Source organism: Actinophytocola sp. NPDC049390 (genome assembly GCF_044466355.1).
GTDB lineage: Bacteria > Actinomycetota > Actinomycetes > Mycobacteriales > Pseudonocardiaceae > Actinophytocola.
The window spans coordinates 31,511-52,771 of record NZ_JBITMQ010000013.1; the positions used below are offsets into that span (position 1 = coordinate 31,511).

The window sequence follows — 21,261 nt, forward strand, 5'->3', positions numbered from 1 at the left end:
GCTTAGCATTGCTTCATGATCGATGTCGGTGCCCTGCGGGCGCTGCGGTCCGTGGCCGCGCTCGGCACGCTGGCCCGCGCGGCCGACGAGCTGGGGTTCACGGCGTCCGCGGTGTCGCAGCAGATCAAACGGCTGGAACGCCAGGTCGGCGTGCCGGTGCTCGCACAGGCCGGTCGCGGGGTCGTGCTCACCCCGGCCGGCCAGGCCATCGTCGACTCGGCGCCCGAGGTGTTCCAGGCGCTCGAACGCTGCGCGGAGGCGGCGCAGTCGGTGTCGGAGGGCGCGCCGCGCGGCACGCTCCGGGTGGTCGCGTTCTCGACCGCCGTGCGCGGGCTGCTCGCACCCGCCCTACCCCGGCTGTCGGCGCGCTGCCCGGACCTGGGGCTGCGGATCACCGAACAGGACCCCGACCAGGCGCTCCACAGCGTCGAGTCGGGCACGGCCGACCTCGCGCTCGTGCACGACGCCGACGGGCTGCCCGCGCCGCTGCCGCCGTCGCTGTCGCAGTGCCACGTGCACACCGATGTCGGCGACGTCGTCATGGCCCGCACGCATCCGCTCGCCCTGCTGGACCGGCCGCTCACCGGTGCCGACCTCGGCGGGCAGGCGTGGGTTACCAGCCCGCCGGGCACCGTGTGCCATCAGTGGTTTCGGCGGTTGGTGGCCGATGTTCGCGAGAATCCTGATGTGCGGCACCTGGTCGACGACTTCGCCACGCAGTTGTCGCTCGTCGCTTCCGGTGAGGTGATCGCGCTGATTCCGCGTCTGGCCCGGCCGCCGTTGAAGGACGGCTTGGTCGTCCGGCCCTTGCGGCGGCAGCCGAAACGTGCCGTGCACGCGGCTTGGCGGCGTAGTGCTGATGCCAGTCCGGCGATCCGGGCTGTGCTCGGTGAGCTGCGGTAGTGCGGGGTCTTTGGTCGCTGTGGGTGGTGTCCTCGCCGGACGGGCCTGACCAGGCCGCCGCCACGATCGCACGACCAGAGCCGGGGTTAGTTGCGGGTGCGTTCGTAGTGGCGGCGGGCTTTCATGCGGTTGCCGCATGTTGCCATGGAGCACCAGCGTGCCTTGTTCGGCTTGCTGTGGTCGATCAGGAACAGCCTGCACTCCGTGTTCGCGCACGGGCGGAGTCGTCCGGGGCTGTGCCTGCGTAGTGCGTCCCACGCCAGTACCGCTCGGACGGCGGGCCGTCGCGGCTCGGTCACGTCGACCGTCCACTCGACACCGTCCGCGGTGATCGCCGGGCGCCTGCGCACGTCGTCGAGCAGTGGGGTCAGTGCGGCGACGCCGGTCTCGCCGCGGACGAGTGCCTGCAGGACGTCGCGTGCCTCGCGGGTGGCCTTCAGCTCCGCCGTCGCGCCCGTGCCGCCGTGGGCGCGCAGCCAGTCGGCGTCCAGCACGTCCCGCTGGGTGCCGTCGACGACGGGGGTGCTGTTGAGCAGGTCGAGCAGGAACGCCTCGTCGGTCATCTAACCTCCAAACTTTCCTTGACAGGTTATACCATCGTGTGCTTGTGTTTCTAACCAGTAAAACAACTCAAAGGAGTTAGGTGACATGGGCACCGTTCACCACCGCTACGCCACCGTCGACGGCCACACGCTCTTCTACCGCGAGGCCGGTCCCGCCGACGCGCCGGTTTTCCTTCTGCTGCACGGGTTTCCGACCAGCTCCCACATGTTCCGCGACCTGATCCCGCTGCTCGCCGACCGCTACCACGTGATCGCCCCGGACCACCTCGGCTTCGGGTTCTCCGACGCGCCGTCCGCCGCCGAGTTCACCTACACCTTCGACGCGCTCACCGACCTCACCGAAGGGCTGCTCGCCCACCTCGGTGTCACCCGGTACGCCGTCTACGTCCAGGACTACGGCGCACCCATCGGCTGGCGGCTCGCGCTGCGCGACCCGGCTGCCGTCACCGCGATCGTCAGCCAGAGCGGCAACGGCTACGACGCCGGGTTCGACGAGGAGTTCTGGCGTCCGATCCGCGCCTTCTGGCAGGACTGGAACCCGGTGACCGAGGCGGGCGTCCGCGGTGCGCTCTCGCTGGAGGCCACCCGCTGGCAGTACGTGCACGGGGTGCCGGACGAGTCCGTGGTCAGCCCCGACACCTGGCACCACGACCACGCGCTGCTGTCCCGTCCCGGCAACGACGAGATCCAGGTGGCCCTGTTCCGCGACTACGCCACCAACTCGCCGCTGTACCCGCGGCTGCACGACCACCTCCGCGAGAGCCGGGTGCCGGTGCTCGCCGTGTGGGGCCGGGGCGACGAGATCTTCGTTCCCGCCGGTGCGGAGGCGTTCGCGCAGGACGCCCACGACCCGGAGATCCACCTGCTCGACGGCGGCCACTTCCTGCTGGAGACGGCGCTCACCGAGGTCGCCGCGCTGATCGGGGACTTCCTCGACCGCAGGCTCGCGGTCAGGGCGGCGGCGTGACGCTCCCCGCCGCGGCGGCGTAGCGGCGGGCCAGCGCGGCGAAGGCGTCCCTGAGCTCGGCCGGGCCGACCACCTCGAGGTCGGCGTCGAAGCGCCCCAGCGACGCGGCCAGTCCGGCCCACGACCACGAGCCCGACAGCAGCCTGCACCGGTTGGGCCCCAGAGCCTCGACCACGCCGTCGCCCGCGTACGGCTGGACCGTGGCCGCCGGGAGGTGCAGCACCACCTCGCCCCGGCACGGCCAGTCCCCGGTGCCGCGGAACCTCGACCGGACGAAGTCGGACACGTTCCCGCCCGGCAGCTCCCGAGGGGTGAAGCGGGGCCCGGTCGGGATGCGTGGCGTGATCCGGTCGGCGCGGAAGGTGCGCCAGTCGTCGCGGTCGAGGTCCCACGCCACGAGGTACCAGCGGCCGCCCCACGTGACGAGGTGGTGCGGTTCGACCCGCCGGGGCTGCGTCCCCGACGAGTAGTCGAACCGCAGCACCTCGTGGGCGTGGACCGCGGCGGACAGCGCCATGAGCACGGCGCTGTCGACCCGCGGGGCGGTGCCCCGCTCGACGGCCGTGACCCGCAGGGTGTCGATCCGGTGCCGCAGCCGCGCGGGCATGACCTGGCGGACGGTGTTCAGTGCGCGTGCCGCCGCCTCGCCGATGCCCGCGCCGGAGGTCGTGGCGAGCCGGAGCGCGACGGCGAGGGCGACGGCCTGCTCGTCGTCGAACAGCAGCGGCGGCAGCTGCGTGCCCGCGTCCAGCCGGTAGCCGCCGTCGGGGCCCTTGACCGCCACGATCGGATAACCCAGCTCCCGCAGGCGGTCGACGTCGCGGCGCACCGTGCGCGGGCTCACCGCCAGGCGCTCGGCCAGCAGCGCACCCGGCCAGTCCCGGCGTGCCTGGAGCAGCGAGAGCAGCGACAGCAGCCGCGCGGACGTTTTCGGCACGAATTCAGTATGGCGGCCAGTAGCGGCCACATCCTGACCGCTACCCCTGCGAGTCTTGTCCCATGAGCAACGACACCGTCACCCTCGACGCCGAACGCACCGACCTGCTGGCCGAACTGGCGACCGCGCGGGCGGCGTTGACCGGCACCCTCACCGACCTGACCGACGAGCAGCTCGGCCTGCGCCCGACGGCCAGCGCGCTGTGCCTCGGCGGGCTGGTCAAGCACGTCGCGGCGATGGAGGAGACCTGGCTGCGGTTCGCCGTCGACGGCCCGACCGCGATGGACTACTCGCTGCCAGAGGGTGTCACGTGGGAGGACTTCGCGGCCGGGACCGCGCGGGAGTACCCGCGGTGGGCGATCGACCACCAGAACGACTTCCGGATGCTGCCGGGCGACACGATGGCCACGATCCTCGCCCGTTACGCGCAGGTCGCGGCGCGCACCGAGGAGGTCGTCGCCACCCTCGCCGACCTGTCCGCGACCCACCCGCTGCCGTCGGCGCCCTGGCACACGCCGGGCGAGCGGCTCAGTGTGCGGCGGGCGTTGACCCACGTGATCGCCGAGACGTGCCAGCACGCGGGCCACGCCGACATCCTCCGCGAGTCCATCGACGGCAGGACGGCGAGCTGATGACCGTCCTGCGCACCCGGGCGCTGAACCGCGCGGCGCTGGCCAGACAGCTGCTGCTCGACCGCGCCGACCTGCCGGTGCGCGACGCCGTCGCGCACCTGTGCGGGCTGCAGGCGCAGGAACCGCAGGAACCGTTCACCGGCCTGTGGTCGCGGCTGCACGCGTTCGACCCGGCGTCGTTGTCGGACCTGCTGACCGGGCGGGCCGTGGTGCGGACCCACCTCATGCGCCGCACCGTGCACCTGCTGACCGCGGACGACGTGCTGGCGTGGCGGTCCCGCCACGACCCGATGCTGCGCCAGAAGGTGCTGGGGACCTACCGCCGCGAGCTCGACGGGGTGGACCTCGACGAGCTCGCGGCAGCCGGCCGCGCGGTGCTGGCCGACGGCGAACCGCGCTCGATGCCCGACCTCGCGAGGGCGGTCGCCGGCCGCTGGCCCGCGGCGGACACGCGGGCGCTGGGGGAGATGCTGGTTGCCGCGTTGATCCCGATGGTGCAACTGCCGCCGCGCGGTCTGTGGCGGGCGAAGGGCGGCGTGCGGAACCTGGCGGTGTCGTCGTGGCTGGGCCGCGAACCCGACACGCCCGCGCCCGACGGCACGGACCCGGTCGGCGTGGCACTGGTGCGGCGCTACCTGGCCGCGTACGGCCCGGCGGCGGTGGCCGACATCCGTGCGTGGTCCGGCCTGGCGGGCCTCCCCGCTGCGGTGGCCGCGATCCGGGACGAGCTGGTGTCCTTCCGCGACGAACGCGGCCGTGAACTGCTGGACCTGCCCGGCGCGCCCCGCCCCGACCCGGACACCCCGGCGCCGGTGCGGTTCCTGCCCGCGTTCGACAACGCGGTCCTCGGCTACGACGACCGCGGCCGGATCATCGACGGCGAGCACCGTCTCCTGTCGGTCGCGGGCGCCCGCGTCGTCCTGGTCGACGGCCGGGTCGCGGCGACGTGGACGGTCGAGGAGGGTGCGGTGGTCGTCGCCCCGCTCCGGCGGTTCACCCGCGCCGAACGCGCCGAGACGACCGCGGAGGGAACGGCGCTGGCGCTTTTCTTGTCCGACAAGGAGAACGACGAGGTCAGGTTCGCCGAACCGCCTCGGTGAAAGGACGTCACGGGCCGCGGTGGAGCTGCGCCTCGGGTGCGTACGCCGTCGAGAAGGCCGCCCACAGGATCGGGGAGGCGGCCGGGTCGCCGTCGGTGTCCCAGCGGTCGGCCTGCGCGCGTTGCCACGCACCGAGTCCGGTGACCGGGTCCGCCGACTCCTGCGCCTCGTCCACCGCGGCGACCGCCGACGCGAACGCCGGTTTCGGCAGCACGGCGTCGGTCGGCAGCGTCCACCGCGTCGACGTCACGTACTCCGCTCCACAGTGGACCATCGCGGCCACGAGACCGGACGGCTCGGCGAACCGCGCGTCCCCGCCGCTCTCGCACGCCACCAGCGCCACGCGGTTCGGCAGGCGCCACGGCCGGGGCGCGTCCGGGCGGTGGCCGAGCGCGATGTCCGCCGCGGTCAGCGGGCGGTGCGCGCCGACCGGGTCGGCACGGCCGGAGGTGCCTGTGCCACAGGACAGGTGCAGCCGCGCGTCCAGGCCGTGCGCCGACGTGGTCACGTGCCCGACGTACAGGAAGCGGCCCGCCTCCGCCAGCAGCGGTTCGAGCACGTCGCGGTCGACGTCCGCGCGGCGGAACCCGCCCGGCACAAGGCGTTCGCCGAGCCGTGCGGCCATCGCGGCCAGGGCAGGCGGTACCGGGCCCAGTACCGAGCCCAGCGCGGAGTCGTCGTCGAAGCCCGGCACGCGTGGGTCGAGCACGCCCGCGACCGTGCCGTCCGGCCGCCACGGTGACACCACCCGGCCGGGTGCGTTGCGGACGGTCGCGGGCGGCAACAGCGACACGTCGACGGCGTGCACGAGCCGCTCGCCCTCCGACAACCGCAACGCCTCCCACGGCACCTGCGCGATCGACGGCGACGGCTGGATGCGCACGTGCGGCCGGATTCCCCGCAGCAGCAACGAGTTCACCTCGTCGCCGAAGAACGGCGGGAACACGTGCCGGGCGATCGTCTCCGCGAGCCGCTGTTCCCCCGGCCGGTCCAGCAGGGGCCCGGCGAGTGCACGGGCGACCGCCGCGGGCACGGTCTCGCCGGGCAGCGGCGACGGCAGCGCGGCCGCCAGGTCCGCCAACGGCACCGTGCCGCGGTCGATCACGTCCACCCGGGGTTCACCCGGCGCGTGCTCCCACCGCCACGCCGCGAACAGGTGGTCGCCGTCGACGAACTTGAGCTGCACCGTCGGCCGGACCGACCCGTCGAGTCCACTGAGGACATCCGGCGCGGTCACCAGGCACGCACCACTTCCGCCGACCGCAGCACCAGGTGGTACTCCTGCTCCACCTGGGCGACGAGCACGTCGAGCACCGTCTCGTCGCCGGGGAGGAGCAGAAGGCGCGGCGGCGGCGCGAGCCGGGAGTCCAGGTCCGGCGCCGGATACCGTTGCAGGTCAAGCTCGTCCGGCGTACCCGCCTGGAGTGAAGTCCCGGCCGAGAAGTACTCGACGAGCAGGAACACCAGCTCGCCGAGACCGAGCGCGGCGGCGACGCGCAACGCGAGCGACCGCGCGGGCACCGCGACGAACCGCGCCCACCGCTCGCGGATCGGGCCGGGGGAGTAGCGGTGCCGGAACCCGTCGGCCGCGAGCGCCGCCATCACCGCGAGCTGGAGCACCCGCTGGTGCATGTCCGCGCGGGTCCCGGTTTCGGTCAGCTCCGCCGCGTCGACGCTGAGCTGGGCGCGGTTGTAGTCGATGCGTGCGACCTCGTGCCAGACCCGTCCGGCGACCGCCAGCTCACGGCCGCGCAGGAACGCCTCCTCGGTGTCGGCCATGTTGCCCGTCATGACGAACGTGAGCTGGGCGTGGACCAGGTGGCACTCGATCAACGACTGGACCGCGCCCGTCTCCCGCAGCGTGTCGAGCGCCGCCGTCACGTGGTCCACGGCGTCGGGGAAACGCAGCTGCCGCATCGCGACGACGGACCGGCTCATCCGGCACTCGGCGACCTCGACCGCCCGGCCCGCCCGCTCGTACTCCGCCTGCGCACGCGCGAGCCGCTCCTCGGCCTCGTCGAGCCTGCCCGCGCCGGCGGCGAGCCTGCCCAGCTGCCGTTCGTCGTCGGCGCGGTCGAACGCGGTACCGGTGAGCCCGTGCAGGTCACGGGCCACGGCAAGGTGTTCGGTCGCGCTGCCGTCGTCACCGGTGCGCGCGGCGATCGTCCCGAGGGTGGCGTAGGCCTCCGCGGCGAGCCGCGGCTCGGACGCCATGGCGACGTCCAGCGCCAGCCTGGCCTCGGTCTCCGCCTCGGCGTACCGCGCGAGCACGACCAGCGCGGCGGCTCGTGTGTGGTGCAGCAGGAACGACAGCAGGCTCGCGTTGGCGTCGGCGGCCGCCCCCGCGGCGGCCACCTCGTCCAGCACGCGCAGCGCCTCCTCGGACCTGCCGAGCGACTGCAGCGTCTGCGCCTGGTTGATCAGCACGCTGGACCGGATGTCGGAGACGCCGAACCGATCGTCGCCCCGCGCCACCTCCGCGCAGAGGACGAGGCATTCCTCGTCGTACCGCAGCGCGGCGGTGAGGTCGCCGCGTGCGCCTGCCATCTGCGCACGGTTGGCCAGCGCCCGCGCCCGCAGGTCGAGCGCCTCGCCGTCGCCGCCGTCGTTGTCGTCGTTGTCGTCGGTCGCCTGAAGGACCTCGTCGAGGATCGCCTCCGCCCCGGCGATGTCCCCGGCGTAGAACGCACGGGCCGCGTCGTTCATCCGCTGGCCGACCGGACGCCACCGCGGGCCGTACCGCGTCCGGCCGCGCAGGCCGACGAGATCGGGGTCGTCGATGTGGTCGTCGATGTGGTCGTCGGTCACCGTGCCGCCGCTCGTTCGGTGAGCGTCGCGTCCGGCGCGTCGAGCCGGGCCCTGGCCATGGCGACGAGTGCCGCGCGGCGGGCGGCGGCGTCCGGGTCGGTCTCGGGCTCGGGCTCGGCGAAACCGGGTGCGTACACGGTCAGGGTCCGTTGCGCGGCGGGCAGGAGGAGCACGGACGGCGGCACGGTGACCTGGCCGGTGCCGTCGTGCAGCGGCGCCTCGATCTCGCCGAACCGGGCGGCGAGCGGCACCGGCCGGAGCGTCGGCACGGACACCGCGAGCACCAGCCCACCGTCGCGCCGCACGACGGACCAGGTGGCGTCGGCGGCCGCGTCCACGGTGCCCTGCGGCACCAGCGCCCAGTCGACCGGGCTCGCCCCGCGCAGCACGACGACCTCCGCACCGGCCGTGCCACCGGCCGCCAGCGCGAACCCGGTCCGCTCCCGCTCGGCCGGCACCGGGTCCGGCAACGTGATCCCGTGGTCCTCGGCAAGGTCCGCGAGCCGCGCCGCCAGCGTCGAGGCGGCGTCCCCGAGCACGGGGTCGGTCGCGAGCGCGGCCAGCGGGTGCACGGCGGCCGCGGCGTCGGCGACCGCGCGTTCGACCGCGTCCTCGTCGTCGAGCAGGTGGTCCACGGCCGCGGCCGCGACGGCCAGCTCGGCGGCCAGCAGCGCCGGGTCGAGCGGCGGCACCCCGGCGACCACCGACGTCGGCCACCACGCCTTCGCCCAGGTCAGGTACGCCAGCTCCCGGGCCGCGGCGGGCACGTCCCACAGCCAGTCGGCGGCGAGCGCGTCGTCGTGGACCTCGGTGACCGGATCCGCGCCGGTGAGCACGTCCCAGTACAGGGTCGCGCCCCGCGCCTCCAGCGGCGCGGTCCGTTCGGGGTGGGGGAGCGGTGTGGTCATCGCACCGCCCGTTCGAGCGCGGACCGCAGCCGGTCCCGCTGGTCCATGATCACCGAGCGCAGCACGCCGTCGAGCAGCGACCACAGCTCCACCGCCGCGAGCGGTTCCCGCCGCAGCTCCCGGCCGTGCAGCCGCACCCACAGCCTGCGCAGGTAAGCGCCGCGGACGCCGTGCACGTCGGCCAGCAGGTCGCCGGGCACGGCCGACGGCATCCGCAGCACCCGCCGCACGTACGCCTCCCGCGCCCACCGCGACCGCAGCCGTCCGCCCGCGCCGGTGGCCTGCTCGCCCGACAGTCCCGCACTGGCCTCCCGGCCGAGCACCATGACGACGCGGCTCGCCTCGTCGGCCAGCTGCCACGGCTGCGCGGTGCGGTGGATCTCCGCACGCACCACCGTGTCCGCGTCGTCGGCCGCCACCTGCCGGAACGCGGCGAACAGGCGCTCGAACACCGACCGGTCCAGCGGCCTGGGCAGCTGCCGCTTCGACGCGCTGTCCCCGAGTTCCGGCGGCGTGATCCGGGAACGGTCGGTCAGGCCGTAGCTCCTGGCGACACCGGGTTGTGCCAGCTCACCCGCTCCGCCGGTGCCCGCCGCGCGGGCCACGAGCGAGGAGAACAGCCGCGGGTCCGGGTCGGTGGCGCAGGTGGCGAGGAAGCCGGTGACCCCGGCGTCGGCGGGCACGTGCTCCTGCTCCCGCGGCACGGACCACACGGCCCGCAGCAGCCGGGTCAGCTCGGCGCGGTTGGCGGGGTCGGTGACGAACCGGCGCAGCTCGGCGACGGTCAGCCGGTCCGCTGGCGCGTGGAGGTCCGCGATCGAGCCGCTCGCGACGCGCGCCGCGTCCGGTGTGGACTCCGGGTGGCCGTACCGGTGCGCCAGTTCGTAGCAGTGCTGGAAGTACAGGTCCTGCGGGTGGCCGTCGGTGATGCCCGCCTTCCTGCGTGCCTTCTTCAGCAGCTGGAACCAGGCTGCGGTCGCGGCCAGCGCGGGACCGGCCGCGACGATCGCGGCGCGCAGCTCGTCGGCGTGCTCCGCCGCGACCGCGCCACTCGCGAGGTGCGGGTTCAGCACGGGACGCAGGACCAGCGGGTCGAGGAGGAGCTTGACCGTGCGGGCGAGCGGGTGGCCGGAGGCGTTGGACAGCGGCGCCACGGCGTCCCCGAGGTCCGCCCACGCCCGCGCGATCACCATGCCACGCGGCAGCGTGACGCCGGGATCTGCGCTGCTGACGGTCACGGCTCCGAGCATAGAACCTGTGATCGGTATGCCTGTGCGGCCGTGAGGCTCACCCCACGTTCGTGGGGAAAGGAATCGACGATGCGCATCGTTCTCTGGCTGGTGATCGCGGGCTCCCTCATCACCATTCTGCTCGGCGGCATGTACGGCCCGTGGGTCGCGGGCCTGGACACCGCGGCGACCGTGCTGCTCATCATCGCCTCGCTCGCGCTGCCCGCCGGGTCGTGGCGCCGGAAGGGGAGGAAGTTCCGGGACGCGCCCATCGGCATCGGCACGGTCGTGTCGGCGCGACGCACGGGGCTGACCGTCAACGACCGGCCGCAGCTGGAGATCCTGTTCGACGTCGACACCCCGGACGGGCAGACGTTCCGCGGCGTGGCGCGTCAGCTCGTCGACGTCACCGAGCTGGCGATGGTCGAGCCGGGCGCGACGATGGCCGTCCGGTACCGGCCCGGCGGCCGCGACGACACGGTGGTGGTGGCGACCGACGCGTCGCAGGCGGAGGTGCAGTCGGCGTTCAACCTGGTGCAGCTGGCGAAAGGACACCTGGACGCACAGGGCCTGCGGATCGCCGAGCACGGCGTCGACGCGAAGGCGGTGGTCCTCGAGATGCGGCCGACGGGCGAGATTCGTGACGACCGGTCGGTGCTCGACCTGACCCTGCGGGTGACCCGCCCGGACGGCACCGGGTTCGAGGTCGCCGCCGAGAAGGCCGTGCCGCCCGCGCTGGTGTCACGGGTGCAGCCCGGCTCGGTGGTCATGGTCAAGTACCTGCCCGGCGACGAGCGGACCGTCGCGCTGGCCCTGCCGATGCAGCAGTGAGATGGCGTTTCCACTCGACTACGGGGAGCTGTACTCGGAGCGCGTGCCGGTACCGGCCCCACCGCGGATCGCACGCGCGAGCAGGCGCAGGGTGTTCCAGCGCGTCACGGTCGCCGGGCTGTTGTGGCTGGTCGGCGGTGTCACGGCGGGGTTCGTCACGCCGTTCGACGGTGAACCGCCCCGGTTCGTGGTGTCGGTGGTCGCGTTGTGCCTGTGCGTGGCCTACGCGCCGATCGTCCTGGCCGGCACCGGCAAGGACATGGCCAGGGCCCTGGGTCACGGGCGGCGCGGGTGGTGGGGCGGCGACGTCGCCCGGCTGGCCGGCCCACCGGGGACCGTCGCCACCTGCCTGGCAGCGGTGTTCGGCGGGCTGGGACTCGGCCTCGTCGCGGCGGTCGGCATCCGGGTGGCGCTGGGCGACCCCACCACGATCGCGCTCGGGGCACTGGCGGTGGACGCACCGTTGTTCGTGTGGGCGTTCGCGCGGGCCCGGCGGGCGTGGCGGTGTCCGGAACACGCGGAACAGCAACGGATTCTGGCCCACGGCGTGCACGTGGTCGCCCGGGTCGGGTCGATCCGCCCGCAGGGGCAGTGGATCGACGACATGGCGGTGTTCCTGGTGGAGCTGGACTTCGAGTACCGGGGCGAGCCGGTGGTGCGGCAGCTCTATCTGCCTGACCATCCCGTGTGGGCGCCGGTGGAAGGCAACGAGTTCGACCTGTGGATCGACGCCGCCGATCCCGGTCGGGTGGTGGTCGAGCGGCGGTACGTCGGCCAGAGGTTCGCCGACCGGCCGGAGCGGTTTCGTCGTCCGGAGATCGCCGACACCGAGGAGGGTGCGCTCGCGCCCGGGTGGGTCGCGGACATGGGGGCCGGGTATCGGCTTCGGACGCGGACGGCTGTGGTGCCGAGTCTGGGGGCGCTTGTGGCGTTGGCCGCGGCCTGGGTCGTGCCGGCGGCGGTCGAGGTGCCGTGGTGGACGGGTGCCGCGCTCGTGGTGCACGGCGTGCTGGGCGTGGTCAACGCGGTGGTGGCGTGGCGGTTCGTCGTGCTCGGCCGTCGCTTTGTCCGGCAGGGGCGCACGTTCTACGGGACCAGGGCGCGGGCTTGTTGTGGTGTCGTCACGGCGTTTCTCGGTACGTTCTTCGCTCCTGGGATGGTGTTGTACCCGTTGATCGGTGACGCGCCGTGGACTGTGGGGCACGGCGCGGCTGCTGCGGCGGTGTTGTCCGGGCTGCTGTTGGTTTCGTGGTCGGCCGGGTTGGACGGGCTGGCTCGCGAGATCAACGAGGGGGCTCCTGTCGAGTTGGTACAGGAGGTGTTGACCGGGCACAACGATCGGCGGATCGACGAGCTGGAACGGGACCACGGGTTCGCGGTGAGCGTGCTTCTGCTGCCGTCGTGACGTTCAGGCCGGGTACGTCCACTCCCAGCCGCGCTGGCCGTCCTCTTCGGCACCCATCAGCTGGATCGCGATGGTGCCGGACGCATCCGTCACCTCGAGGTCTATCACGCCCTGGTACTTCTGGTTCGGGCCGTAGGTGTGCGGTAGCTGGTCCGCGGACGGGTCGGCGCACATGCCGATGCTCACGTCACGGGTGACCCCGTCCTTGCCGATCTCCACGAACGAGAAGGGATTGATGATCCCGCCGACACTGTCGACCACCTCGGCGTCGTCACCGGTCGCGATGCGCAGGTGCAGCAGCAGCGTGTGCCCGTTGTCCGGATGAGACCCGAACTCGCCGCACTGGGGGTCAACCTCGATCTTGTCGATAGTGAAGGAGACGCCGCCCTCGCAGTTCTTGCCCGCTCCGCCGAAGCACGCCAGTTCGCCGAGTTTCTTGACGATGAACCCGCGTTCGTTCGTCTTCTGCTCGGCCGCTGCCGGGTTGGCGGTCTCGTCGCCCGATGCCGCGGGCAGCTCCGGCGCGTTCTCGCCGCTGCCGGTGGTCGTGGCACATCCGGCCAGTCCGACGACGACGCACGCGGCCAGCGCGAGGCGCTTCACGAGGTTGTTCACGTTCCCTTGTCCTGCCTTGTGGTGGGTGTTCCCTCCACCCATCGTCCGCACATCGCAGGTGGTTACAGTTTGTCACCCGGTCGAGGGGAATGTGACGAACGCCCCAACTCGTGCGTGCTCCTTCTGCCGCCGTGAGACGGGCTGCCAGGGCCGCCGCTCGATGCCCTGAAAGGCGCTTTCGGGATTGAGTGCCCCAAAAGACGCTTTCGGGGCACTCAACGTCTCGGAAGTGGCTTTCGCGTCAGTGGACGCCTGCTCCCGACGTGACGGTTGACTTCACTCCCGAGGCGGTTTCCGCGTTGTAGGAGTACGGGATCGGCGCGACGCTGCCGCCTGTCTGGCCCGCGCCCGAGTTGACCTTGTAGTTGTCCCGTGCCACGAGGGAGCCCTCGTCGGAGCTGCCCTCGCCCAGGTGGTACGGGTCCTCGACGTTCTCGAAGTAGTTCCGTTCCACCAGGACGCCCGCGTTCTCCGTCGACGCGACGCCGTAGCTGCCGATGTTGCTGTAGTAGTTGTTGAACACGTGCACCGGGTTGCCGAACCGCACGCGTGGGTTGCGCTGGTTCACGCCGTCGAACCAGTTGTGGTGGTACGTCACGCGCAGCTTTCCGCTGTCCTCGCCCGAGTTGCTGTCGCTGTGCCCGAGCAGCGCGTTCTTGTCCTGGTTGTGGAATCGGTTCCACGACACGGTGATGTTGTCGGACGCGCGTTTGATGTCGAGGTTTCCGTCGTTCGCGTCGGACAGGTTGTTGTGGTCGATGAACACGCGGGTCGAGTACTCGACGTTGATGTTGTCGTCGCCCGAGCCGGTGATCGTCAGGTTCTGGATGATCACGTTGCTCACCCGGCTGACGTTCAGTCCGCCGCCGGTGAGCCGGGCGTTCGTGCCCAGGCCGACGATCGTCTTGTTCGACGCGACCTTGTTCATGCCCGACAACGAGATCGTGCCGCTCACCTGCACGACCGTCGGTGCGCCGCTCTGCACCGCCGACAGGAACGCGCTGGTCGACGACACGGTCACGGTCCCACCGCCCGCGCCGCCGGTCGTGCCGGCGCCGAAACCGACCGGTCCCGGGTACGCGCGCACGTCCGCACCTGACGCGACACCGGCCGTCGCGACGGTTATCGCGCCGGCCACCAGCATGCCTGCCGCGGCGATGCTCGCGATTGTTCTGCGCATGGTTCTCCTCCTCGTTGAGTTACCTGCCGATCGAGAAACCACCTGGGTCCGCCGTTCGACGCGGACCGTGGCACCTGAGAACTGGGAGCGCTCCCAATTGAGATGTACCCAGTGTTAGCACCAGTGCGCGACAGGTGTCAACCAGGAATGCGCTTGCCTGGCGGCGAAGCGGATCTTGGGAGCGCGCACGTAGTCACAGACTGTTGACTAATGGTGGCTCACGGTTCTAGCCTGCTTGAGGAAAACGCTTTCCCGTCGAAGGGTGGCAACGATGCCTCGGCCCGTCGAACGTCCGCGTGCCGGTAGTGCCTGCGGCACAAGAACTTTTCTCACGTTGGCCGGTGCGGTGGGGGCCGTGGTCGCCGGGGTGTCACCGGCCCGCGCGGCCACCTGGGAGACCGTCCTGTCCGGGTCGTTCGCGAACCGCCAGACGCTCGAGGCGAACTGGTACTACCGCTACCCGTGGGGCTCCGACCACAACGGCAGCGCCCGCATGTACGCCAGCTCGACCGACATCAACCACGTCTACCTGGAGACCTCGGGCGTCCTGACGATCAAGGCCACCCGCATCACGTGGGACGAGGGCGACAGCTCCGCCGACCCGTACCTGCCGATCCGGTACCACTCCGGCGCACTGCACGCGCGTCAGCAGGTGCTGGTGAACGACCAGTTCCCGAACTGGGAGGTGAAGGGCGAGTTCCAGGCGCCCGCGACCAGGGGCGCGTGGCCCGCGTTCTGGCTGACCGGCGCCACCAGCTGGCCGCCGGAGAGCGACATCCTGGAGTTCAAGGGGGACAACAGGAACTGGTTCAACACCTACCGCAACGCGAGCGGCGGCTGGTCCAACACGATCGTGAGCCTGCCCGACCCGGGCGCGTGGCGCGGCTACCGCGCGTGGATCACGAAGGTCAACGCGACCGACGTGGACATCCACTACTACCTCGACGGCAACTGGGTCGGCAGGCACCGCGGCGCGAACTTCGTCGGCAAGCCGATGTGGCTGATCCTCAACCTGCAGATGGAAGGCGCGTCCGGCGCTCCCGGCCCGACCGGTGACACGTACTACCGTGCTCGCAACGTCTACCTGGGACGGACCCGCACCTGAGGCCCGTGACCGCCTTGGGCCGCAACGGGAACCGGACCGCGGCGGCGGGCAGGGGCACGTCGAACCGCGCGCACGCGGGCAGCAGCTCCGCCTCCGCCGTCCGGTCGAGTCGAGCCCGGTGCGGTCGAGGCTCTCGGCGAGTGACGCGGGCGGTCAGGTCATGTCATCGTTCTCCTCGGTCGCGGGCCCCGCCACCGTCCAGCTCCGGGGAGCAGAACGCGCCGCCCAGGTAGCCCGTGAAGCGTTCGTCCGCCTGCGGGGTCCCGTCCGCGTACACCTCCGCGTCGTCCTGGGAGCGGTAGCCGATGGCCTCCGCCTCCGCGAGGCTCCACCAGCGGCGCTTGTTGTCCGACACGCCCCACACGACCATGAACCCCGGCTCCGGAGTGGACAGTGCCGCCTCCACCAGGGACGCCGCGTCGCGCGGGGACAGCCACGTCTCCAGCATCCGCGTGTCGAGGGGCCGCTCGAAGCAGCCGCCGATCCGCAGGCACACCACGTCCAGCCCGTACCGGTCGTGGTACAGGCTCCCCAGCGCCTCACCGGCCACTTTGGACACGCCGTAGTACGTGTCCGGCCGGGGGAACAGGTAGTCGGGAGCCTCGCGGCCGTCCCGCGGGTGGAAGCCGACGGTGTGGTTGGTGCTCGCGAACACCACGCGGGGCACGCCCGCCCGGTGGGCCGCCTCGAAGACCTTGTACGTGCCGTCGATGTTGACCGGCAGGATCTGCTCCCACGGGTGCTCCGTGGCCAGACCGCCGAGGTGGAGGATCGCGTCCACGTCGGCGCAGGCCTCGACCATGGCGTCGAGATCGGTGACCGACGCCTGGACGAGTTCCGCCCCGTCGCCGGTGTCCGGGAGTTCCGCCACGTCCAGCAGGCGCAGGACCCGGCCCGGCTTCGCCAGGCGCGGGCGCAGCTGTGTGCCGACGCCGCCCGCGGCGCCGGTGATCAGAAGACGCACGATTGAACCCCTCTCAGCAGGTGCTGCTCATCGCGTGTGCCGCGACCAGCGCCGCGTGGCGTTCGGCCATCGCGGGGCAGTCGCCACCGTAGAGCGGGTTGCTCACCACGTGCAGGCCCCACAGGTTCGGTTCCACGGTCCGCCACAGGCGGGCTAGGAACGAGTTGCCGCTGGCCACGCACACGTCCCGGTGGAACGTGATGTCCACTGATCGCCTCCCGCGCCGGGGCCTGGCTCGTGCCCAGCTGACGCGCGATGTCCGCCTCGACGAGGCGCTGGCCGCGTTCGGTCCGCACCGCCTGATGTGGGGCTCCGACTGGCCGGTCTGCCTGAAGGCTGACGGCGGCGGAACGCGCCGACATCTTCATCAACACCGACCTTGACGGCCGGCGGCTGACCTGACGACCGTCAGGTGACCCCCGGCGCCCGCCGCGGCGCCGGGGGTCACCCGAGCGGTCAGTAGGGGAACTGGCGACGGCCGCGGTGAATGGAAATCCACTTGAGCGTGGTGAACTCGTCCAGGCTGCAACCGCCGTTGAGGCGCCCGAGACCGGATTCCTTCTCCCCGCCGAACGGCACGATCGGCTCGTCGTGAATCGTCGTGTCGTTGATGTGCATCATGCCGGTGCGGACGCGTTTCGCCATTTCCACGCCGTGGTCGAGGTCGCGGGTGTGAATGGCGCCCGAAAGCCCGTACCGGGTGTCGTTGGCGATGGCCACGGCGTCGTCGTCGGTGTCGAACGGGACGAGGCACACGACCGGGCCGAACAGTTCCTCGCGCATCACCGACATGTCCGGCGTGACGTCGGTCAGCACCGTCGGGTGGAACAGCGTGCCCTTGGCGGCATCACGGACTCCGCCCCGGAGCAATGGGCGGGCGCCCTCGGCGATGCCCTGCTCCACCTGCTCGGCGAGCCGGTCGGCCTGGCGCTGGTTGATGAGCGGGCCGATGATCGTCTCCGGGGCGCGCGGGTCGCCGACCGGGAGCGACGCCGCCTTGACGACGTAGCGCTCCGCGAACTCGTCGAACACGTCGCGGTGCACGAGCACCCGGTTGGCGGACATGCAGATCTGGCCCTGGTGGGTGAAGCGGGAGAACACGGCCGCGTCCACGGCCAGGTCGAGGTCCGCGTCCGCGAGGACGATCAGTGCGCTGTTGCCCCCGAGCTCCAGCAGCGGCTTCTTGAAGTTGCGGACCGCGACCTCGGCCACGTGCCTGCCCACCGCGGCCGAGCCGGTGAACGAGATGACGCGGGGCACGGGGTGCTCGACGAACGCGTCGCCGATCGCGGGGATCTCGGTGATCACCACGTTCAGCAGGCCGGCCGGGAGCCCGGCGGCCTCGAAGATCTCGGCGAACAGGGTGCCGCCGATGATCGGGGTGTCCTCGTGCGGCTTCAGCACGACACCGTTGCCGGCGGCCAGTGCCGGGGCGACCGACTTCATGCCGAGGAAGAACGGGAAGTTGAAGGGGCTGATCACCCCGACGACACCGACCGGCTCCCGGTAGACCCGGTTCTCCTTGTCGTCGATGGGGGACGGCAGGATCCGGCCCTCCATGCGCAGCGGGAAGGTGGCGGCCTCCTTGAGCATGTCGATCACGAGGCCGATCTCGAAGTGTGCCTTCAGTCGGGTTCCACCGAGCTCGTCGATGATGGTCTCGACGATCTCCGGCGTGTGCTCTTCCACGTAGGAGACCGCCCGCTCGAACACGGTCCGCTTGGCGTAGGGGTTCACCCTGTCCCACTCGGACTTGGCGCGCTCCGCGGCCCGGTAGGCCTCGTCGACGTCCGCGACGCTCGCGCAGTTGAACTCCGCGATCGTCGAGCCGTCGAACGGGTTTCGGTCCACCAGAACCTTGTCCATCGAACCGGTGCGCCATTCCCCGGCGATGAATTGCTTGCTCCGCATGCGCATCATGCTCCCGTCACGTTTTCCCCAGGCCTACAAACGGTGTGGGTTCGTAACCTATTGGTGGCGGGATCGAGTCACGAAAGCGGGTTGTCCGGTAACTGACAGTAGATCAGGTCAATTGCCCCGTGCATTACCACGAAATTGCCGCTCACCGCACGCGATTCGGTGCGAAACCCTCGGCGTGCAACCAGCGGTCGGCGGCCTTCGCCGCGCGCTTGAGCGCGGAGCGCTCACCGAGGTAGTCACCGGCGAGCCCGACGACCGGCAGCATGCCCAGCGCGCGGTGGTAGAACCGGCCGTGCGGACGCTTCTCCAGCTCGTCCTGCACGGCGAGCAGCAGCTTTCCCTGTCGCCACAACCACTTCGCGGCCGACTTCAGCTTTACCTGACGCCCGTCAGGTGGTGCGGGCGGCGCCTCCGGGTCGGGCGTGGCGGCACCGGCGGCCGGGTCGAGGTCGCGTGCGAACAGGACCGCGGCGAGCAGGCGCACGCGGGTCTCGCGGTCGTCGACGCCGTGCTCACCGGCGATGGCGCACAGCAGCAGCCCCTGCCCGGCGGCGCCGAGCACGTCCTGCAGCGGGAGCCGGTCGCCGAGCGCGCCGGCGAGCCCGGTGACCGACGCGGCGAGCGCGGTGAGCTTGCCGACCCGGTTGACCCACCAGTGCGCGCGTTGCTCGACGTCCATCCGCGCCCAGGACGCGGACCCCGGCCACCGCACCTCCTTGAGGCGGCGGCGGACCTTGCGCAACAGGTTCTGGTCGACCTCGGTGTCGTCCGGCGCCACGTTCGCGTCGATGTCGCGTAGGCGGGGCAGCACGGGCTCACAGCCACGTACGAACGTCCGCAGCACGGACGCCACACGCTCGTCGGTGATGGTGTCGGCCACGCGCAGTGTGTACCCCGGATCTCCGCCGCGAACCACTCGCCTCACCGGTTGACACCGCGACTCGATCGGGTGGCTGCCGTTCCGCCGCGGGCTGATCACCTGGCAGCGTCGAGGGCCATGAGAAGAATCGCCGCGCTGCTCGCGGGTCTGCTGACGTTGACGTTCGTACTGGCTCCGCCCGCGCAGGCGGCGCCCGTGTCGCTCACCGAATGCTCGGCCGAGCTGTACGCGGGGGACGCCCGCCTCGGTCCGGCCGAACTGCCGAAGCTCGGCGCCGTGGGGGTCCAGTTGGTCGGGTACAGCCGCACCGGTCACCGCTCGGTCGACGTGTTCCTCGACCGCTACTACGACGAGGACGCGGGCAGCTGGCGCTACCCACCCGACGACGGTTACGCCACCGGCCCGGACGGCGCGCCCGTGAAGTGGGTGCAGACGCTGGCGAGTGGCTGGCTCATCGACCGGTACGGCAGCGAGTACGGCGCGTTCCTCGCCCCGGCCGGCCTGCCGTACACGACGCGTTCGATCCCGCCGTCGAACCTCGTCGGCACCCCGGCGGCGGGCTGCAACTACTACCGCTACCAGGTGCTGCGCCCGTTCGACGTGCAGGCGGGCCCGATCGCGCCGTGGTTCTTCCAGACCGGCGGCGGGCTGCAGTACCAGCTGTCGGGTGCGCTGGTGCCGGGCGCGCCGGACCGGTTGTCGGTGAGGTGGCTGGTGGACAACGGCTATCTGGGGCGCGTGTCGTCGCCGTCGACGTAGACCCAGCGCCCGTCGACCTTGGTGAAGCGGCTCAGCTCGTGCAGCACACCGGTGTGGGTGGAGTGCCGGTAGTGGGCGCGGAACTCGACCGTGCCCTCGGCGTGCAGCAGCCCACCGCCGGTGGTGCCGAGGATTTCGAGCCGCCACCACTCCTGGGCCGGGTCGAGGCTGAGTCTGTTCGGGCGCGTGTCCGGGTGCCAGCTGTGCAGGAGGTATTCGGCGTCGCCGGTCACGAAGGCGCTGTAGCGGGACCGCATCAGCGCCTCGGCTGTCGGGGCGGGCGCGGCACCCGAGTGCACGCGCCCGCAGCACTCGTCATAGGAGAGCGGTGTCCCGCACGGACACCGGTCTGTCGCGTTTGGCACCTGCCCATTGTGCTGCGTCCCACCATCGGGTGACGGACACCGGGTCATGCCCCCGTCATGCCACGGCGGCGGAAATGCCCAGCAACCGGCGGATCTCCCGCACGGCGGTGCGCCCGGCGCGGTTCGCGCCGACCGTGCTCGCGGACGGCCCGTACCCCACAAGGTGCAGCCGCGGCTCGGCCACGACCCGGGTGCCGTCCATGACGATGCCGCCACCCGGCCCACGCAACCCGAGCGGCGCGAGGTGGTCGAGTGCGGCGCGCCACCCGGTGCACCAGAGGATCACGTCGACGTCGAGCGTCGTGCCGTCGGCCCACGCGACCCCCCGTGTCACCAGTCGGTCGAACATGGGCCGCCGCCGCAGCAGCCCTCTGTCCCGCGCGGCGACGACCTCGGGCGTGAGCGACAGCTCGGTCGCGGCGACCACGCTCTCGGGCGGCAGCCCGGCCCGCACCCGCTCGTCCACCCGGGCGATGATCTCCCGGCCGTACTCGTGGGTGAACGGTTCGGTGCGGAACTCGGGCGGTCGGCGGGTGACCCAGAACGTGTCGGCCACCTCGGCGAGCTCGAGCTGGATCTGCACGGCGGAGGTGCCGCCACCCACGACCAGCACCCGCTTGCCGGCGAACTCGTCCGGACCGAGGTAGTCGGCGGTGTGGAGTTGCCTGCCGTGGAAGCGGCCGGGGTAGTGCGGCCAGAAGGGACGGGTCCAGGTACCGGTCGCGTTGATCATCGCCCGCGCCACCCAGTCGCCGTCGCCCGTCTCGACACGGAGGCGTTCGCCGACGTCCCGAACAGCGGACACGGTCACGGGCCGCTGGACGTCGAGGTCGAACGCACGCTCGTAGGCGGCGAAGTAGGCGGGCACGGCGGTGGCCGCCTGTTCGGCCGGGTCGGGCGGGTCGAAACGCATGCCGGGCAGATCGAAGATCCCGTGCACGGTCGCCATCCGCAACGACGGCCACCGGTGCTGCCAGGCCCCACCGGCCGCGGCGTTCTGGTCGAGCACGACGAAGTCCATCCCGGCGCGCCGCAGGAAGTACGCGCTGGACAACCCGGCCTGCCCGGCCCCGACCACCACGACGTCCGTCTCCCACATGCCACGTACAACATCGACAGCAGCCAGGACATTTCCCGACAGAACCCCAACGCCCGACACGATGCGTTCTCGTCGAGTAGGGTGCCCAATC

The 21,261-nt window shown here is 71.8% G+C and carries 23 protein-coding genes; 9 read left to right on the forward strand and 14 right to left on the reverse strand.

The window, feature by feature from the left end:
- Positions 1 to 15: 15 nt before the first annotated feature.
- Complete coding sequence (locus ACIBVP_RS31610; RefSeq protein ID WP_396110053.1) at positions 16 to 903, forward strand: LysR family transcriptional regulator; 888 nt, start codon at positions 16 to 18, stop codon at positions 901 to 903.
- A gap of 86 nt (positions 904 to 989) precedes the next feature.
- Here ACIBVP_RS31610 and ACIBVP_RS31615 read toward each other — a convergent pair whose 3' ends face one another.
- Positions 990 to 1,466: a CGNR zinc finger domain-containing protein gene (locus tag ACIBVP_RS31615; RefSeq protein WP_396110054.1), complete on the reverse strand. Its 477-nt coding sequence runs from the start codon at positions 1,464 to 1,466 to the stop codon at positions 990 to 992.
- A gap of 85 nt (positions 1,467 to 1,551) precedes the next feature.
- Between ACIBVP_RS31615 and ACIBVP_RS31620 the strand changes: the two genes are divergently transcribed.
- Complete coding sequence (locus tag ACIBVP_RS31620; RefSeq protein WP_396110055.1) at positions 1,552 to 2,433, forward strand: alpha/beta fold hydrolase; 882 nt, start codon at positions 1,552 to 1,554, stop codon at positions 2,431 to 2,433.
- Here the strand turns inward: ACIBVP_RS31620 and ACIBVP_RS31625 are convergent.
- Positions 2,417 to 3,370, reverse strand: coding sequence for a helix-turn-helix transcriptional regulator (locus ACIBVP_RS31625; protein WP_396110056.1), 954 nt, complete (start codon positions 3,368 to 3,370; stop codon positions 2,417 to 2,419). The genes ACIBVP_RS31620 and ACIBVP_RS31625 overlap by 17 nt on opposite strands.
- Before the next feature lie 62 nt (positions 3,371 to 3,432).
- Here ACIBVP_RS31625 and ACIBVP_RS31630 point away from each other — a divergent pair, with 62 nt between their 5' ends.
- On the forward strand, positions 3,433 to 4,002 hold the full coding sequence (locus tag ACIBVP_RS31630) for a DinB family protein (protein ID WP_396110057.1): 570 nt from the start codon (positions 3,433 to 3,435) through the stop codon (positions 4,000 to 4,002).
- The gene (locus ACIBVP_RS31635) at positions 4,002 to 5,102 is read left to right on the forward strand and encodes a winged helix DNA-binding domain-containing protein (protein ID WP_396110058.1); all 1,101 of its coding nucleotides are present in this window, start codon (positions 4,002 to 4,004) and stop codon (positions 5,100 to 5,102) included. Before ACIBVP_RS31630 ends, ACIBVP_RS31635 begins: the two co-directional genes overlap by 1 nt.
- Positions 5,103 to 5,109: 7 nt before the next feature.
- Here ACIBVP_RS31635 and ACIBVP_RS31640 read toward each other — a convergent pair whose 3' ends face one another.
- From ACIBVP_RS31640 to ACIBVP_RS31655, 4 genes are read right to left on the reverse strand one after another with little or no spacing between them, the layout of a single operon-like run.
- A complete protein-coding gene (locus ACIBVP_RS31640) occupies positions 5,110 to 6,339 on the reverse strand; it encodes a CHAT domain-containing protein (RefSeq protein WP_396110059.1) in 1,230 nt (409 codons plus the stop codon).
- Entirely contained in the window at positions 6,336 to 7,910 is a 1,575-nt protein-coding gene (locus tag ACIBVP_RS31645; protein WP_396110060.1) for a hypothetical protein, read from the reverse strand. The genes ACIBVP_RS31640 and ACIBVP_RS31645 overlap by 4 nt, the downstream gene beginning before the upstream one ends.
- Positions 7,907 to 8,818 carry a hypothetical protein gene (locus tag ACIBVP_RS31650; RefSeq protein WP_396110061.1) on the reverse strand — a complete coding sequence of 304 codons (912 nt, stop codon included), beginning with the start codon at positions 8,816 to 8,818 and terminating at the stop codon, positions 7,907 to 7,909. Before ACIBVP_RS31650 ends, ACIBVP_RS31645 begins: the two co-directional genes overlap by 4 nt.
- Complete coding sequence (locus ACIBVP_RS31655) at positions 8,815 to 10,056, reverse strand: hypothetical protein (protein WP_396110062.1); 1,242 nt, start codon at positions 10,054 to 10,056, stop codon at positions 8,815 to 8,817. The genes ACIBVP_RS31650 and ACIBVP_RS31655 overlap by 4 nt, the downstream gene beginning before the upstream one ends.
- Positions 10,057 to 10,137: 81 nt before the next feature.
- On the opposite strand from ACIBVP_RS31655, the gene ACIBVP_RS31660 reads away from it, so the two are divergent.
- Both ACIBVP_RS31660 and ACIBVP_RS31665 read left to right on the forward strand, forming a co-directional pair.
- Positions 10,138 to 10,878: a hypothetical protein gene (locus ACIBVP_RS31660; protein ID WP_396110063.1), complete on the forward strand. Its 741-nt coding sequence runs from the start codon at positions 10,138 to 10,140 to the stop codon at positions 10,876 to 10,878.
- A 1-nt stretch (position 10,879) separates the two neighbouring features.
- Positions 10,880 to 12,283 (forward strand): hypothetical protein, encoded by a 1,404-nt coding sequence (locus ACIBVP_RS31665; RefSeq protein WP_396110064.1) that lies wholly within the window; start codon positions 10,880 to 10,882, stop codon positions 12,281 to 12,283.
- A 3-nt stretch (positions 12,284 to 12,286) separates the two neighbouring features.
- Here ACIBVP_RS31665 and ACIBVP_RS31670 read toward each other — a convergent pair whose 3' ends face one another.
- Both ACIBVP_RS31670 and ACIBVP_RS31675 read right to left on the reverse strand, forming a co-directional pair.
- Positions 12,287 to 12,898: a hypothetical protein gene (locus ACIBVP_RS31670; protein WP_396110065.1), complete on the reverse strand. Its 612-nt coding sequence runs from the start codon at positions 12,896 to 12,898 to the stop codon at positions 12,287 to 12,289.
- Positions 12,899 to 13,139: 241 nt separating this feature from the next.
- Positions 13,140 to 14,078 (reverse strand): polysaccharide lyase family 1 protein, encoded by a 939-nt coding sequence (locus tag ACIBVP_RS31675; protein WP_396110066.1) that lies wholly within the window; start codon positions 14,076 to 14,078, stop codon positions 13,140 to 13,142.
- A 334-nt stretch (positions 14,079 to 14,412) separates the two neighbouring features.
- On the opposite strand from ACIBVP_RS31675, the gene ACIBVP_RS31680 reads away from it, so the two are divergent.
- Positions 14,413 to 15,183 (forward strand): glycoside hydrolase, encoded by a 771-nt coding sequence (locus ACIBVP_RS31680; protein ID WP_396110067.1) that lies wholly within the window; start codon positions 14,413 to 14,415, stop codon positions 15,181 to 15,183.
- Positions 15,184 to 15,346: 163 nt separating this feature from the next.
- Here ACIBVP_RS31680 and ACIBVP_RS31685 read toward each other — a convergent pair whose 3' ends face one another.
- Both ACIBVP_RS31685 and ACIBVP_RS31690 read right to left on the reverse strand, forming a co-directional pair.
- Positions 15,347 to 16,150, reverse strand: coding sequence for an NAD-dependent epimerase/dehydratase family protein (locus tag ACIBVP_RS31685; protein WP_396110376.1), 804 nt, complete (start codon positions 16,148 to 16,150; stop codon positions 15,347 to 15,349).
- A gap of 10 nt (positions 16,151 to 16,160) precedes the next feature.
- Positions 16,161 to 16,451, reverse strand: a complete 291-nt coding sequence (locus ACIBVP_RS31690) for an FCD domain-containing protein (protein ID WP_396110377.1) — start codon at positions 16,449 to 16,451, stop codon at positions 16,161 to 16,163.
- On the opposite strand from ACIBVP_RS31690, the gene ACIBVP_RS31695 reads away from it, so the two are divergent.
- Positions 16,393 to 16,530: an amidohydrolase family protein gene (locus ACIBVP_RS31695; protein ID WP_396110378.1), complete on the forward strand. Its 138-nt coding sequence runs from the start codon at positions 16,393 to 16,395 to the stop codon at positions 16,528 to 16,530. The two genes, ACIBVP_RS31690 and ACIBVP_RS31695, sit on opposite strands and share 59 nt — an antisense overlap.
- Positions 16,531 to 16,603: 73 nt before the next feature.
- Here the strand turns inward: ACIBVP_RS31695 and ACIBVP_RS31700 are convergent, their stop codons facing one another.
- Positions 16,604 to 18,058, reverse strand: a complete 1,455-nt coding sequence (locus tag ACIBVP_RS31700; RefSeq protein ID WP_396110068.1) for an aldehyde dehydrogenase family protein — start codon at positions 18,056 to 18,058, stop codon at positions 16,604 to 16,606.
- Positions 18,059 to 18,209: 151 nt separating this feature from the next.
- Positions 18,210 to 18,947: a hypothetical protein gene (locus ACIBVP_RS31705; RefSeq protein WP_396110069.1), complete on the reverse strand. Its 738-nt coding sequence runs from the start codon at positions 18,945 to 18,947 to the stop codon at positions 18,210 to 18,212.
- Positions 18,948 to 19,064: 117 nt separating this feature from the next.
- On the opposite strand from ACIBVP_RS31705, the gene ACIBVP_RS31710 reads away from it, so the two are divergent.
- Positions 19,065 to 19,706, forward strand: a complete 642-nt coding sequence (locus ACIBVP_RS31710; protein WP_396110070.1) for a TNT domain-containing protein — start codon at positions 19,065 to 19,067, stop codon at positions 19,704 to 19,706.
- Here the strand turns inward: ACIBVP_RS31710 and ACIBVP_RS31715 are convergent.
- Positions 19,673 to 20,071, reverse strand: a complete 399-nt coding sequence (locus ACIBVP_RS31715) for a YchJ family protein (protein ID WP_396110071.1) — start codon at positions 20,069 to 20,071, stop codon at positions 19,673 to 19,675. The two genes, ACIBVP_RS31710 and ACIBVP_RS31715, sit on opposite strands and share 34 nt — an antisense overlap.
- 55 nt (positions 20,072 to 20,126) lie before the next feature.
- On the reverse strand, positions 20,127 to 21,170 hold the full coding sequence (locus tag ACIBVP_RS31720; RefSeq protein WP_396110072.1) for a flavin-containing monooxygenase: 1,044 nt from the start codon (positions 21,168 to 21,170) through the stop codon (positions 20,127 to 20,129).
- Positions 21,171 to 21,261 lie beyond the last annotated feature (91 nt).

What these genes read in the sequence shown, in the direction of transcription:
- ACIBVP_RS31635 (WP_396110058.1), top strand. Translation starts at nt 4,002, where the DNA reads ATGACCGTCCTGCGCACCCGGGCGCTGAACCGCGCGGCGCTGGCCAGA.
- ACIBVP_RS31630 (WP_396110057.1), top strand. Translation starts at nt 3,433, where the DNA reads ATGAGCAACGACACCGTCACCCTCGACGCCGAACGCACCGACCTGCTG.
- ACIBVP_RS31615 (WP_396110054.1), bottom strand. Translation starts at nt 1,466, where the DNA reads ATGACCGACGAGGCGTTCCTGCTCGACCTGCTCAACAGCACCCCCGTC.
- ACIBVP_RS31700 (WP_396110068.1), bottom strand. Translation starts at nt 18,058, where the DNA reads ATGCGGAGCAAGCAATTCATCGCCGGGGAATGGCGCACCGGTTCGATG.
- ACIBVP_RS31650 (WP_396110061.1), bottom strand. Translation starts at nt 8,818, where the DNA reads ATGACCACACCGCTCCCCCACCCCGAACGGACCGCGCCGCTGGAGGCG.
- ACIBVP_RS31620 (WP_396110055.1), top strand. Translation starts at nt 1,552, where the DNA reads ATGGGCACCGTTCACCACCGCTACGCCACCGTCGACGGCCACACGCTC.
- ACIBVP_RS31660 (WP_396110063.1), top strand. Translation starts at nt 10,138, where the DNA reads ATGCGCATCGTTCTCTGGCTGGTGATCGCGGGCTCCCTCATCACCATT.
- ACIBVP_RS31610 (WP_396110053.1), top strand. Translation starts at nt 16, where the DNA reads ATGATCGATGTCGGTGCCCTGCGGGCGCTGCGGTCCGTGGCCGCGCTC.
- ACIBVP_RS31710 (WP_396110070.1), top strand. Translation starts at nt 19,065, where the DNA reads ATGAGAAGAATCGCCGCGCTGCTCGCGGGTCTGCTGACGTTGACGTTC.
- ACIBVP_RS31720 (WP_396110072.1), bottom strand. Translation starts at nt 21,170, where the DNA reads ATGTGGGAGACGGACGTCGTGGTGGTCGGGGCCGGGCAGGCCGGGTTG.
- ACIBVP_RS31665 (WP_396110064.1), top strand. Translation starts at nt 10,880, where the DNA reads ATGGCGTTTCCACTCGACTACGGGGAGCTGTACTCGGAGCGCGTGCCG.
- ACIBVP_RS31675 (WP_396110066.1), bottom strand. Translation starts at nt 14,078, where the DNA reads ATGCGCAGAACAATCGCGAGCATCGCCGCGGCAGGCATGCTGGTGGCC.